At 45.6% G+C, this 13,062-nt stretch carries 11 protein-coding genes; 9 read left to right on the top strand and 2 right to left on the bottom strand.

The features are described from left to right. Window positions 1-19: 19 nt before the first annotated feature. Genes CLV93_RS07945 through CLV93_RS07935 form a run of 3 tightly spaced genes read left to right on the top strand, consistent with a single transcriptional unit; the run spans window position 20 to window position 2,577 of the window. Window positions 20-1,012, top strand: a complete 993-nt coding sequence (locus tag CLV93_RS07945; protein WP_106541649.1) for an FAD:protein FMN transferase — start codon at window positions 20-22, stop codon at window positions 1,010-1,012. Beyond that, window positions 1,009-2,301 carry a Gfo/Idh/MocA family protein gene (locus tag CLV93_RS07940; protein WP_106541648.1) on the top strand — a complete coding sequence of 431 codons (1,293 nt, stop codon included), beginning with the start codon at window positions 1,009-1,011 and terminating at the stop codon, window positions 2,299-2,301. The genes CLV93_RS07945 and CLV93_RS07940 overlap by 4 nt, the downstream gene beginning before the upstream one ends. A gap of 36 nt (window positions 2,302-2,337) precedes the next feature. Beyond that, complete coding sequence (locus CLV93_RS07935) at window positions 2,338-2,577, top strand: hypothetical protein (protein WP_106541647.1); 240 nt, start codon at window positions 2,338-2,340, stop codon at window positions 2,575-2,577. A gap of 136 nt (window positions 2,578-2,713) precedes the next feature. Here the strand turns inward: CLV93_RS07935 and CLV93_RS07930 are convergent, their stop codons facing one another. Next, on the bottom strand, window positions 2,714-3,769 hold the full coding sequence (locus CLV93_RS07930; protein ID WP_106541646.1) for a Gfo/Idh/MocA family oxidoreductase: 1,056 nt from the start codon (window positions 3,767-3,769) through the stop codon (window positions 2,714-2,716). 215 nt (window positions 3,770-3,984) lie between these two features. On the opposite strand from CLV93_RS07930, the gene CLV93_RS07925 reads away from it, so the two are divergent. From CLV93_RS07925 to araD, 6 genes are all read left to right on the top strand, one after another. Continuing rightward, window positions 3,985-4,692 carry a cytidylate kinase-like family protein gene (locus CLV93_RS07925; protein WP_106541645.1) on the top strand — a complete coding sequence of 236 codons (708 nt, stop codon included), beginning with the start codon at window positions 3,985-3,987 and terminating at the stop codon, window positions 4,690-4,692. 143 nt (window positions 4,693-4,835) lie between these two features. Then, on the top strand, window positions 4,836-6,296 hold the full coding sequence (locus tag CLV93_RS07920; RefSeq protein WP_106541644.1) for a 3-keto-alpha-glucoside-1,2-lyase-like domain-containing protein: 1,461 nt from the start codon (window positions 4,836-4,838) through the stop codon (window positions 6,294-6,296). Between the two features lie 163 nt (window positions 6,297-6,459). Then, entirely contained in the window at window positions 6,460-7,236 is a 777-nt protein-coding gene (locus CLV93_RS07915; protein ID WP_106541643.1) for a uracil-DNA glycosylase, read from the top strand. 198 nt (window positions 7,237-7,434) lie between these two features. Then, complete coding sequence (locus CLV93_RS07910) at window positions 7,435-8,823, top strand: aminopeptidase P family protein (protein WP_106541642.1); 1,389 nt, start codon at window positions 7,435-7,437, stop codon at window positions 8,821-8,823. A gap of 259 nt (window positions 8,824-9,082) precedes the next feature. After that, the gene (locus CLV93_RS07905; protein WP_106541641.1) at window positions 9,083-11,128 is read left to right on the top strand and encodes a M13 family metallopeptidase; all 2,046 of its coding nucleotides are present in this window, start codon (window positions 9,083-9,085) and stop codon (window positions 11,126-11,128) included. A 233-nt stretch (window positions 11,129-11,361) separates the two neighbouring features. Beyond that, on the top strand, window positions 11,362-12,021 hold the full coding sequence (araD, locus tag CLV93_RS07900; RefSeq protein WP_106541640.1) for an L-ribulose-5-phosphate 4-epimerase AraD: 660 nt from the start codon (window positions 11,362-11,364) through the stop codon (window positions 12,019-12,021). Between the two features lie 87 nt (window positions 12,022-12,108). On the opposite strand, the gene fabD is transcribed toward araD, so the two are convergent. Continuing rightward, entirely contained in the window at window positions 12,109-12,999 is an 891-nt protein-coding gene (gene fabD / locus CLV93_RS07895) for an ACP S-malonyltransferase (protein WP_106541856.1), read from the bottom strand. Window positions 13,000-13,062 lie beyond the last annotated feature (63 nt).

Raw genomic sequence — 13,062 nt, 5'->3', positions numbered from 1 at the left:
AAAGTAGCTGTCCGCGAGGATGGCTACTTTCCTGTTCTATCCATTGTACAAGATGAATCCCGATAGAGAAATATTTGTTCGTTCTTTCCCGGCCATGGGAACCCGGTTTGATATGCTCGTTCTGGGGCAAGCGAATGAACGGGGGGAACTGTTATTCCAGGAAATCCATCGGGAGGTTGACCGAATCGAAAATTTGTTCAGCCGTTTCCGGGAAGACGGACCAGTCTGGAAAATCAATCAGCAACGTCATGCCCAATGGATTGAAGTCGATTCAGAAGAGCTTTGGCAGGTATTTCTGACTTGTCGTGAGTATCATCGAAAAACGCTGGGGGTTTTCGACATCAACATGGGCGAAGTGGCGGCTCTGTGGAAAAATGGAAAGGAAGCGCCGACAGAAAATGAGGTAGCGGAACAATTTCGTTTTTCGGGTATGAAGGAGATGGAATTTGATGAGAGTCGCCATTGCATCCGCTTTCTTTCGGGGAAACCCGGAATTGATTTCGGCGCTTATGGTAAAGGATACGCACTGGAACAGGTCCGGAAGATTTTGCATGCTCACGAAGTCAGGCAAGCCGTCATCAATTTTGGTGATAGTTCCATTTTAACGCTCGGGAAACATCCTTCCGGTGAATACTGGCCCATGTCGGTTCGAAATCCCTTGAAATCGGGAGAAATACTCCACGAATTCAGGATGAATAATCATTCGCTGACCACTTCTTCAAATCGGTTGCTGGCAGATGATGGCTGGAGTCGAAAGTCCAATCACATCATTCATCCGGTAACCGGAAAACCAGTCAACGAAGGCCGGTCGGTTTCGGTTCTGTGCAAATCTCCGGTAGAAGGCGAAATCCTGTCGACTGCTTTCATGCTGCTCTTACCGGAACAGTATGATGCTGTTTTGAATGAATTTGAATATGATGAAATTGTGGTAGTTCCATTGGGTTCAGAGGCTTCAATTCAGAAAAAACAATTTCTTTGTAATGACCTAACTAAACCAAACCTTTTGATATGAAAGACGAACGGACACGACGGCAATTTATCCGCGACGTTTCGTTACTCAGTAGCTCAGCTGTTCTTGGAGCGTCGATGCCCTGGTTAAAAGCCATGGCCGATGAATCGCAGGTTGGAAACAGTGCTTCCGACCGGGTCCGTCTCGGATTTGTTGGTGTGGGTGATCGCGGGCGGGCCTTACTGCTTAATTGCCAGCAATTGGAGAATGTCGAAATTGTCGCCGTTTGCGACAATTATGAACCACACTACCAGCGAGCCATTGAACTAACTAACGGCAAAGCCAAGGCATTTTACGATTACCGGAAAATGATTGATGAAGCTGATAACCTCGATGCAGTTGTCATTGCTACTCCGCTTCATGAACATGCTCATATAACCATCGATTTTCTGGAGAGCGGGATTCATGTGTTTTGTGAGAAATCGATGGCCCGCACACTGGAGGATACAAAAGCCATGGCATGGGCGGCGAACCAGACGGGAAAGATCCTGCAGATTGGTCATCAGCGCATGTTCAATCCAGCTTATCTGAAGGCATACGAACGGGCTGCTTCCGGTGAGATAGGACAGATAACTCAAATCAGGGCTTACTGGCACAGAAACAACGATTGGCGGCGGCCGGTTCCGGAAGGTCATCCGGAATTGGAAAGGAAAATCAACTGGCGCATGTACGACGAGTACTCCGCCGGATTGATGACTGAGCTGGCTTCCCATCAGATTCAGGTGGCGAACTGGTTTTTGGGCGAAACACCAACACGGGTGATGGGCTCCGGTTCCATTTGTTTCTGGAAAGACGGCCGTGAAGTGTACGACAATGTGGCTTGTGTTTACGATTATCCGAAAGGAGTGAAGGTCATATACGATTCAGTCATCAGTAACCGAAAATACGGGCTGGAAGAACAGATCATGGGGCACCTCGGAACGATTGAACCCGAGGTGCGTAAGATTTATTCGGAAAATCCGCCTCCCGCACCCGGTTTCCTTCAGTTGATAAATAACCTGGAAAAAGATATTTTCGAGACGATTCCCATTGGCGGTGCCAGTTGGGTGCCTGAAACGGCTGTCCAATACAAGGGAGAGTACCTGGTGGAAGATTATCAGTACGATGATACATTACTGGAAATGGAGGGATTTGTATTGGCTGTCCGGAACGGACGACCTTATCCGGGATTGTTACGGGAAGGCTACAATGCGACCGTAGCGGTTTTACTGGGGCTACAAGCGATGCAGGAAGGTCGTATCATTGAATGGCCCGAAGAATATGTTTGGAAGAAGAACGGAGCACTTGTGTGAAAACAGAGAAGTCGAGAATCAATAAAATAAGAACCTGTGAGTGATTGGATTATAACCCGGCAAAGAAGAAGAAAGGAACTGATGTTCTGGGGAATCAGTTTTATCGTCGCATTTCTGATGAACGTCTACGGCATTGTTAGATACAATACTTCGTGGAGCGAATTGTATTCGCAGCTGCACATTGTTTTGCTCATCAGTTTTGTGCTATATGCTTTTATTGGGATCATCCGGCTGAGTATTTTCGGAATCCTCAAAGTATTCCGAAAGACAGCCTGACGGAAGAGAGATAGCATTCTCCAATAGGTCATTTATTGAAAGAATACGAAGATGCAGGAAAGGTTTTTCTGACATCGTGATAAAAAGAAGAAGGTAAGTGGATTCCCATGATTCGGGGCACTTACCTTTTTTATTTTCAGGACGGATTAAAATCGATGGTTTTTCGCTGCCGGTTACTTTCGATACAAGCCTCCAATACATCGATTACCTTTTTTGATTCTTCCGGTTTTACCAGCAATTCTTTTCCATGCCGGATCGCTTCATACAGGTTTTCGTAAAATACCTTGAAATTGCCCGGAATGGTTCTCACTTTGCCTTTGTATTCAACACCGTTGATGGTGGTATGCAGCGTTCCCCACCATTCTTCCGGTTCTTCATTCCAGTCTGGCTCGTCGGGTAAACGGCCTTCTGTTAACATGGCTTCCTGCTGATCGATTCCCCATTTCAGGAAAGAACCTTCTGTTCCGTGCAAAATCATACGTGGTCCGGGCTCTCTCACCAGGTACGAGCTTTTCAGAATCGCATTGAATCCGTCGTAATGCAATCGGATGTCGTAATAATCCGGAACTTCACCTCCGGTTCGGCGGGCAGCCAAATGACAGGTAACTGCATCGGGATCGCCAAAAAGAACCAATGCCTGATCGACCATGTGCGCTCCCAAATTAAAGAGCACACCGGTTCGCTCATCACCGGTCTCTTTCCAGTTGCCTTCACGGACAAAATTCCGGTAACGGTCAAAATGTGACTCAAATTCAACCAAACGTCCCAACATGCCTGCACCAAGCAAACTTTTCACCGTAAGGAAATCGCTATCGAGTCGTCGGTTTTGGTAAACCGTCAATATCTTGTTATTCTCCCGGGCCAATTGAATCAGTCGGGCCGCTTCTTCGCTTGTTTTGGTAAAAGGTTTTTCAACGACCACATGTTTCCCGGCTTCCAGCGCCTTCATAGTCATTTCATAGTGATAGGGATCGGGTGTGTTGACGATGACCAGTTCAATTTCCGGATCATTGATGATCTCTTCGTACGAACGAACAATTGTAGCATTGGGATAGTCCTTCTCGGAGAGATTCTTTGTTCTTTCCAGAATCTTGTCAATGCTGAAATGGGGATTTACCTTAATGGTGGGGCCGTGAAAAACCTGACCCGACATTCCGAATGATGCCAGTGCTGTTTTGATGACTTTTTCCATAACGAATATATATAACGGTGACTCAAATATAAGATTTCTGATTTAGAATGCTGGTTTTGAAAAAGTTTCAGTTAAACATATTGTAAAACATCTGTGTCCTTGAGCATAAAGCCTTGATAGCTGAACACTCAAGCCATAACTTTAAGCAAAGTAATCATTCATTATGAACCCCGGATTTCAGATTCTGTCTTATTCAGGGTGTAAAAACTTCGATTATGGAACAAAATATTCTAAGTAATTATTCAGAGGTTTTCAGACAGCAGAAACTGGAAGGACATATTTCCCCGGGGCCCGTCATCACTATTTCGCGCGAATGCGGATGTTCGGCTAAGCGCATTGCTACTAAGTTGTCGAAAATACTGACGGGGTACAGTTACCTGTCCGAAACGAAAACGGATGTAGAGTGGCGTTGGATTAGTAAAGAAATCCTCGAGGAGGCTTCTCATGAACTGGAAATGGACCCCAATCATGTGAAGAATGTATTTCTGAGTGAGAAAAAGGTGCCGCTCGAAGAGGTAACCAGTGCCTTCTCTACCGAGAAGGTGTACGACGCGGACGACCAAAAGGTGATTGAAACGGTTGGAACGGTCATTCGTTCATTTGCCGTTGCCGGACATCATATCATTGTTGGTCGCGGGGGTGAAATTCTGAGTCACGGAATTACCGATCGGTTGGCGATTCGGCTTGAAGCGCCGCTTGACTGGCGGGTGAACCGCATCATGCAAATCAGTAGTTTGTCGCATTCCGATGCCCGCGATTATGTGATTGAAATCGATCGGCAGCGCGATTTGTTTGTTGAGCACATCGCCGGCCGCAAGGTAAATAATTCCGATTTCGATCTGATTTTCAATTACTCTACCATGTTGGACGACCACATTGTGGATGCCATTGTGAGTGTTCTGAAAAACAGGCACATTATTTAGGATAAGACAAAAGATGAATAAACTTAGGCGCTAATAATCAGCGCCTTTTTTATGGCGTGCCTTGTGGCGAAAAAGAACATTTTTGCTAAATTGCTGCTCATTCCGTTGATACTAACAAAACCGAATTAAACCTGCTTGTTTTCATGAAAAGATATTCATTCCCCTTGGGATTGGGACTTTCCCTAATTGCTCTAATCACATTCTCCTGTCAGCAAAAGCCAAGAACAGGGGAGTGGCTGGTCACGAATTCCGGTAACTTCGAAAAATATTGGACACTGAAAGATGTTCAGCACAACGACTCGAATTATGTGCTGGCCGATAATAATTCCGGAATACACAGTAAGTTTTCCCTGAAGGATTTCAAAGTTGAGGCGAATGTAAGAACAAGCGCCGGGGCTGAAGGAATTTTTTGCGTTCATTTTCCACAGGATGCCAATATTCCCGAGCATTCGGGATACCATATTTTCATTAATAACAGCGACTACAGAATCGGTAACCAGGAGAAAACCGGAAGTCTGAGTCATATCCGGAACAACTTTGTTCGCACAGCGGATGATGACCAGTGGTTCAAGCTAGGCGTTGAGGTCGAAGGACATCATATTGTCGTTAGTGTGAACGGAAAAAAAGTAACTGAGTACAATGAGCCGGCATTGCCCATGCGCAGTAAGCAGTGTTCTAATATGGTTTTTTCTGAAGGCACATTGGCGCTCTATAAAACTTCCGTTGATGGAGATATTGCTGTCAGTGAAGTTCGGGTGATGCCATTGAATAAGAGCGAGGAAACAGCAACGGAGCCTGAACATGAGGATGCTGTTACGCGTCAGCTTACGTTGCTGAACCAGCAAGGATTTCCGGTCATCGATTATCATTCGCACTTGAAAGGCGGACTGACGATGGATGAGCTTCGCAGTCACGGTCGCGACTTGGGCATCAATTACGGAGTGGCCGCCAATTGCGGATTGAAATTCCCGGTAACGGATGATAAGACGTTAAACGAATACCTGGAAAGCATCAAAGATGAGCCGGTAATCAAAGCCATGCAATGTGAGGGACGTGAATGGGTAACGCTCTTCTCGCCGGAAGCTGTGGCAAAGTTCGACTATATTTTCACCGACGCGATGACGTGGACCGATGATAAAGGACGGCGGATGCGCTTGTGGATTCCGGAAGAAACTTTTGTCGATAACGATCAGCAGTTTATGGAAATGCTCGTCAGTCGCATTGAGTCAATCATGAGCCAGGAGCCGGTAGATATTTATGTCAATCCGACGTTCCTGCCGGATGAATTGGCTACCCGGTATGATGAACTATGGACACCTGAACGGATGGATCGGGTCATCAAGGTGTTGAAAGATAATGAAGTGGCACTGGAAATCAATGCGCGTTATCGTATTCCGAACATGGCATTTATCAAGCGGGCTAAAGACGCGGGATTGAAGTTCACTTTCGGGACAAACAATGCAGCCAACGATTTAGGGCGGCTGGAGTATTGTTTAGAAGTCGCAGATTCGTTAGATTTAACACCCAAAGATATGTTTGTACCCCGGCCAGCCGGAAAGAAGAAGGTACAATTAAACGGATTACCTGAAAAAATTACGGGTTAACTGTATTACAGTCAACTACGAGAATTTTTTCATTAATTTATCACATGTGCAAAGATTGGTTACATTTCTGAAAAAGAGGGACTTTTGTCCCTCTTTTCTTTGTGGAACGTAATTATATTTTGTAAAATGGCACACTTTTCAATCTCTTCGTATTTTTGAATCCATGGAAAACCTTGAATTACTCAATCGACTTCCCGGTGATATTCATCCTTCGTGGAGTCCTTTTCTAACTGACGAAATAACCGGCATTCTGAAAGAAATTGAGGAGAAAATAGCTTCCTCACATTATACACCGTTGTCGGAAAATGTCTTGCGCTTTTTAACGCTTCCGCTGAACGAAATCAAGGTGATTATCCTGGGACAGGATCCATATCCGCAGGAAGGAGTGGCAACCGGAAGGGCATTCGAAGTGGGCACGTTGAAATTATGGTCGGAACCTTTCCGGAATGTTTCCCTGAAGAATATTCTTCGGTTACTGTATAAAACCTACAATGGCCAGGTCGTTAAGTTCAATGAACTGAAAGAACAATTAGGTCAAGACTTTCAGGTACTTCCTCCGGGAAAACTGTTTCAGCATTGGGAAAGTCAGGGCGTTTTGTTGCTGAATACCGCCTTCACCTGCGAGGTTGGAAAACCGGGAAGTCACAGTGCTTACTGGAAACCATTCACCGAGCGGTTGTTGGCATTTCTGGCTGCGGCACAGCCTTCGGTCAGCTGGTTCATTTGGGGAAATCACGCCGAAAAAGCAGTTGCCGGACTCGACTTGAAACACGCTTATCACACCCAACATCCCATGATGTGTTACGACAAACCCGGCCGGGACAGTGACTTCTTATTTGGTAAAGTCAATCCATTCGAGGCTTTAAAAAAAGATATCGACTGGACGGGATACGTCAACTCGCCGAAAAAGCCTGAGCGGCCTAAATTGTTTTCAGAATAAAGACAGAATATGCCAAACAACATCCCGGTAAGGTCAATCGGGGTGGGATGAGATATCTGTCTGAACTCTTGTAATATGTAAAATGTTACAATTGATATTCGGCTGCCGATGCGCAGGAAACTGCCTGAAAATCCTGTCATGGCGGTTAATAATTCGTAACTTGCATGAAGAAGAATTATCCATAAAAATCATATAAATATGTTCAAAAAGGACGTTTACATAGAGCGGAGAAATCGCCTTCGCGAGAAAATGAGCGGGGGATTGGTTTTGCTCCCCGGAAACGTGGATGCACCCATGAATTATCCGGACAATACCTACCATTTTCGGCAGGACAGTACTTTCCTTTATTTCTTTGGCATTAATAAGCCCGGCCTGTTCGGGGTCATCGATGTAGATGAAGGAACCGATATGCTCTTTGGCAACGATGTTGACATCGACGATATCATCTGGATGGGCCCGCAGCCGACACTTAGGGAACAAGCTGCTCAAGTGGGGGTTAAATGCACCGATTCGTTCAATGAAGTGTATGCGTATGTGAACAAGGCTTTGTGGCAGGGCCGCAGGGTGCACTTTGTGCCTCCGTACCGGGCGAACAACCGGCTGTTGCTGAAAGAATTGTTAGGTATTCATACCGCCAAACTGCCGGATTATGTATCGCTCGAACTGATTAAGCACGTTGTCGATATGCGTTCGGTAAAAGATCAGTATGAGATTGCTGAAATTGAAAAAGCGTGTGCTACCGGTTACGAAATGCACGTGACGGCAATGAAGATGGCAAAAGAAGGAGAAAGCGAACAGAAGATTGCCGGTATCATCGAAGGTATTGCCCTGGGAGGCGGAGGCGGAGTTTCGTTTCCCGTTATTTTATCTCAGCACGGGGAAACACTGCACAACCACGACCACTCGCTTAAGTTGAAAAAAGGCATGCTGATGCTCACCGATGCGGGAGCTGAAACCGGAATGGGATATGCGTCTGACTTTACCCGCACGGTCCCGGTAGGTGGAAAATTCACGCAAAAGCAGAAAGATATTTACGAAATCGTTTTAGCAGCCAACAACGAGTCAACTGCTATGGTAAAACCGGGCATTCGGTACCTCGATGTGCATCTGAATGCAGCTCGTGTGATTACCTCCGGCTTGAAAGATTTGGGTTTAATAAAAGGCGATGTGGACGAAGCCGTTCGTCATGGAGCGCACGCCTTGTTTATGCCACACGGTCTGGGTCATATGATGGGACTCGATGTTCATGATATGGAAGATTACGGGCAGGTTTATGTTGGTTACGACGATGAAACCCGCCCAATGGAACGTTTAGGAGCGGCCGGTTTACGTTTGGGCCGTCGCTTGCAGGAAGGCTTTGTATTAACCAACGAACCGGGTATCTATTTCATCCCTGCTCTGATTGAAAAGTGGAAGAAAGATTACATCAATACCCAGTACATCAACTTCGACAAAGTGATGGAATATGCTGATTTTGGTGGCATCCGCCTGGAAGACGACCTGCTGGTAACAGCCGAAGGCGCCCGGATTCTGGGGAAACGTCTTCCCATTACACCCGATGAGGTGGAAGAAACAATGCGTGGTTGAAAAAATTAGCGCAGAAATCATCTTAAGAAAGCCGGTCTTATTGAGCCGGCTTTTTTCGTGTCCGGAAGCGAGTTGTTGTCAGTCAACAATTTAGTTAGAATGGTGTTTGTATTGTCAATGCATAAATTTCATATTGCGAAAAATATTAAATGTAGTCTGTAATGATAAAGGTCCTGTTTATACCTATTACCATTGATTACGTTTATGAACCAGACGGAAAACATACAATTCAAGTGTTAACTTTAACAATATCAAAAAGATGAAAAACAAACTGGTTGTGCTTTCATGCGCACTTTGTGCCGGCTTGCTTTTTTCTATGACTTCATGCAACGAAAAAAGTAAGACGGAGACAGCTGAACCGGCAATTAATCTGGCTGATCTTGACACGACAGTCAGTCCGACTCAGAATTTTAATGAGTATGCCAACGGTGGTTGGAAAAAATCACACCCGATTCCGGCCGAAAAGAGCCGCTACGGTTCGTTCGATCAGTTGGGTGACAAAACCGAAGAGCAGGTAAAAACAGTTGTACAAGAGGCTGCGAACAAAACCAATGAGCCCGGAACCGTGGCTTACAAGATTGGTACCATGTACAATCTGGGTATGGATACAGCAAAAATCGAAGAGCAGGGGTTGAAACCGCTGAAACCTTATTTCGATGACATTGCTGCCATCAAAACTCCGGCAGATGTTCAGAAAACACTGGCAACATTCGAAACTTACGGTTTTACTACTCCGTTTGGTTTCTATGCTGCACCCGATGCTAAAAACAGCGATTTGGTGATTTCTCAAATCTATCAGTCAGGCTTGGGATTGCCCGATCGTTCATACTATACTGATGACAACGACCATGCGAAAAAGCTCCGTGCTGAATACGTTGACCATGTTGCCAAAATGTTCGAATTGATGGGTGACGATGAGGCAACGGCAAAGAAAAATGCTGCAACGGTAATGCGCATGGAAACCCGGATGGCTGACGCTGCTATGACTCGCTTGGAGCAGCGTGATCCGGATAAAACCTACAACAAAACCAATTTGAAAGGTTTGGTTGAAATGGCCCCTGATATTGACTGGGCTGATTATTTCCAGCGTATTGGCGTAAAACCGGAAGACATTAACGTGGAACAGCCTGCCTTTATGAAAGAGGTTGACGCCATGATTAAAGATGTTCCGGTTAACGACTGGAAGACTTATTTCCGTTGGTCGTTGATTGATGGAACTGCTCCTTATCTTACCGACGCTTTCGTAAAACAGAATTTCGATTTCTTCGGAAAAACCATGAGTGGGGTAGAGGTTATGCGTCCACGTTGGAAGCGTGTTCAGCGTTCGGTTAGTGGTGCGATGAGCATGGCTATCGGTCAGCTGTATGTACAGAAATATTTCCCTCCGGAAGCAAAACAGCGGATGGAGAACCTGGTAGAAAATCTGCGCAAATCGTTGGCAAACCGCATCAAGAACCTGAAGTGGATGGGCGACGAAACCAAAGAGAAAGCCGAAGAAAAACTGGCAGCTATTGGCGTAAAAGTTGGTTATCCTGACAAATGGCGTGATTATTCAGGTTTGCAAATCAAAGACGACTCGTATGTACAGAACGTTCTGCGGGCACGGAAATTTGGTTTCGAATATAACCGTGACAAAGTAAACAAGCCGGTTGACAAATCAGAATGGCACATGCCGCCTCAGATGGTAAATGCTTATTACAGTCCAAGCATGAACGAGATCGTATTCCCGGCAGCAATTCTGCAGCCTCCGTTCTTCTTCATGAATGGTGATGATGCTGTGAATTATGGTGCTATCGGTGTGGTTATAGGTCATGAAATGACCCACGGTTTCGATGATCAGGGACGTAAGTTCGATAAGAACGGTAACCTGAACGACTGGTGGACAGACGATGACGCCAAGCGTTTCAATAAACGTGCAGATGTATTGGTTCATCAATTCGACCAGTTCCTGGTTGTGGACACTGATACCGTTCACGCCAATGGTCGTCTGTGTTTGGGTGAGAACATCGCCGATTTGGGTGGTTTGAATATTGCTCACGACGCTTTCAAAATGGGAAGTAAAGAAACCGGCAAGATCGATGGTTTCACTCCTGACCAGCGTTTCTATCTGGCCTATGCACACGTTTGGGCACAGAATATTCGCGACAAAGAAGCACTGCGTCGTACCAAAGAAGATGTACACTCTCTTGGTCGTTACCGGGTGATTGGCCCGTTGCGGAATTTACCGGCTTTCTATGCAGCCTTCAATGTAAAACCAGGCGATTACATGTATTTGCCTGAAGATAAAAGAGCTGTTATCTGGTAAGTAACAGACATAGGATATATTGAAAATCCTACTTCTTCATTGAGGTAGGATTTTTTTGTTGTAAACAGGTTTCATGTGTCTGCAGAATAATTTCCGCTTTGCGGATATAGTTAAAGCAAAAACCTCTAAATAATTTATAATGATTAAAAACACATGGTGAATATGACAGAATTGAAATTTTATTTGTTAATTGAATTATAAATTGTAAATATTTAACTTATTGGTTTTCAAGTATGCTTGAAAGTTTAAAACACCAGGTTTACAAAGCGAGTCTGCGATTGGTTGAGCAGGGACTGGTTATTTTTACCTGGGGAAATGTTAGCGCCATTGACAGGGAAAGTGGGCTCATGGTGATTAAGCCCTCCGGGATTTCTTATGACGAAATGATTCCCGCAGATATGGTTGTAGTGGATATTGATGGAAACGTCATTGAAGGTGAGTTGAAGCCTTCTTCAGATACGGAAACTCATTTGACTTTATACCGGAGTTTCCCCGAAATCGGAGCGATTGTTCACTCACATTCCGAATATGCAACAGCCTGGGCTCAGGCAGGCTTGGGTATTCCTCCATTGGGCATTACGCATGCCAATTATTTTAACGGAGAGATTCCCTGCACGCCGCCGGTAGAACAAAGGCCCGAAGATGCCAATCCAGAGCTGGCAACCGGTAGTGTGATTGTAGAGACATTTGACAGGATGAATTTGGATCCTTCGCGTATTCCTGGTGTTTTGGTGTACGGACATGGTCCTTTCTGTTGGGGCGAAGATGTCATCAGGGCTTTAGATCATACAGTAGTTTTGGAAACGGTAGCCCGAATGGCACATCACACGTTGGCTTTGAAGAATGTTTCGCCCGTGGAGAAGCAATTTCTCGACCGTCACTTCTTTGATTAGGAACCACGATAATTTAATTTTTAATCATAAAAAAAGAGACAACTGAGAAATTCGGTTGTCTCTTCTATTTTTAGATGTTCTTGTTTCTTATCCCTGGTAGGCGTTTATGCCGTTGGTTTCCATTGCACGGTCCACTTTTTTAACCAGTCCTTGAAGAACTTTACCCGGGCCAATTTCGGTGAATGAAGTAGCTCCGTCTGCTATCATGGTTTTCACCGTTTGTGTCCAGCGTACCGGAGCGGTTAGCTGTGCAACCAGGTTCTTGCGGATTTCGTCTGGATCGGTAACGGCAGAGGCAGTTACATTCTGGTAAACAGGACAATTCGGTTGGTTGAAGGTCGTTGCTTCAATCGCTTCAGCCAGTTCGGTGCGGGCCGGTTCCATCAGCGGAGAGTGGAAAGCGCCGCCAACCATCAACTTGAGAGCACGCTTGGCGCCCAACTCGGTTAACTTGGCACAAGCTTTATCAATGCCTTCGTTCGAACCGGAAATAACCAGCTGACCAGGGCAGTTGTAATTGGCCGGAACCACTACATCGTCGATTTCAGCACAAACTTTTTCCACAACATCGTCTTCCAAACCCACGATAGCCGCCATGGTCGACGGCTCCACTTCGCAAGCTTTCTGCATGGCCATGGCGCGTTTTGAAACGAGTTCCAGTCCATCTTCGAAAGACAATGTTCCGTTAGCAACCAACGCCGAAAATTCTCCCAATGAGTGACCGGCAACCATATCAGGTTTGAAGTCGTTGCCCAACGTTTTGGCCAGCAATACCGAATGCAGGAAGATGGCCGGTTGAGTAACTTTGGTTTGCTTGAGATCTTCGTCAGTACCTTCAAACATCAGATCGGTAATGCGGAAACCGAGAATATCATTGGCCTTTTCGAAAAGTTCGCGGGCCAAATCCGAATTGTCGTACAGGTCTTTTCCCATTCCAACAAACTGGGCTCCCTGTCCGGGAAAAACGAATGCTTTCATGTGTTTCATTTTTGTTTTTCAATTGCCACATGGAACGCGCCCCGAAGCTTCGAGACTTGTTTC

Source organism: Prolixibacter denitrificans, assembly GCF_003014495.1.
In the GTDB taxonomy this organism is placed as follows: Bacteria; Bacteroidota; Bacteroidia; order Bacteroidales; family Prolixibacteraceae; genus Prolixibacter; species Prolixibacter denitrificans.
Note: the sequence above shows the minus strand (reverse complement) of the source record. Positions and strands in the feature narration are given on the sequence as shown.

What these genes read in the sequence shown, in the direction of transcription:
- CLV93_RS07910 (WP_106541642.1), top strand. Translation starts at nt 7,435, where the DNA reads ATGTTCAAAAAGGACGTTTACATAGAGCGGAGAAATCGCCTTCGCGAG.
- CLV93_RS07920 (WP_106541644.1), top strand. Translation starts at nt 4,836, where the DNA reads ATGAAAAGATATTCATTCCCCTTGGGATTGGGACTTTCCCTAATTGCT.
- CLV93_RS07945 (WP_106541649.1), top strand. Translation starts at nt 20, where the DNA reads ATGGCTACTTTCCTGTTCTATCCATTGTACAAGATGAATCCCGATAGA.
- CLV93_RS07915 (WP_106541643.1), top strand. Translation starts at nt 6,460, where the DNA reads ATGGAAAACCTTGAATTACTCAATCGACTTCCCGGTGATATTCATCCT.
- CLV93_RS07940 (WP_106541648.1), top strand. Translation starts at nt 1,009, where the DNA reads ATGAAAGACGAACGGACACGACGGCAATTTATCCGCGACGTTTCGTTA.
- CLV93_RS07930 (WP_106541646.1), bottom strand. Translation starts at nt 3,769, where the DNA reads ATGGAAAAAGTCATCAAAACAGCACTGGCATCATTCGGAATGTCGGGT.
- fabD (WP_106541856.1), bottom strand. Translation starts at nt 12,999, where the DNA reads ATGAAAGCATTCGTTTTTCCCGGACAGGGAGCCCAGTTTGTTGGAATG.
- CLV93_RS07905 (WP_106541641.1), top strand. Translation starts at nt 9,083, where the DNA reads ATGAAAAACAAACTGGTTGTGCTTTCATGCGCACTTTGTGCCGGCTTG.
- araD (WP_106541640.1), top strand. Translation starts at nt 11,362, where the DNA reads ATGCTTGAAAGTTTAAAACACCAGGTTTACAAAGCGAGTCTGCGATTG.
- CLV93_RS07925 (WP_106541645.1), top strand. Translation starts at nt 3,985, where the DNA reads ATGGAACAAAATATTCTAAGTAATTATTCAGAGGTTTTCAGACAGCAG.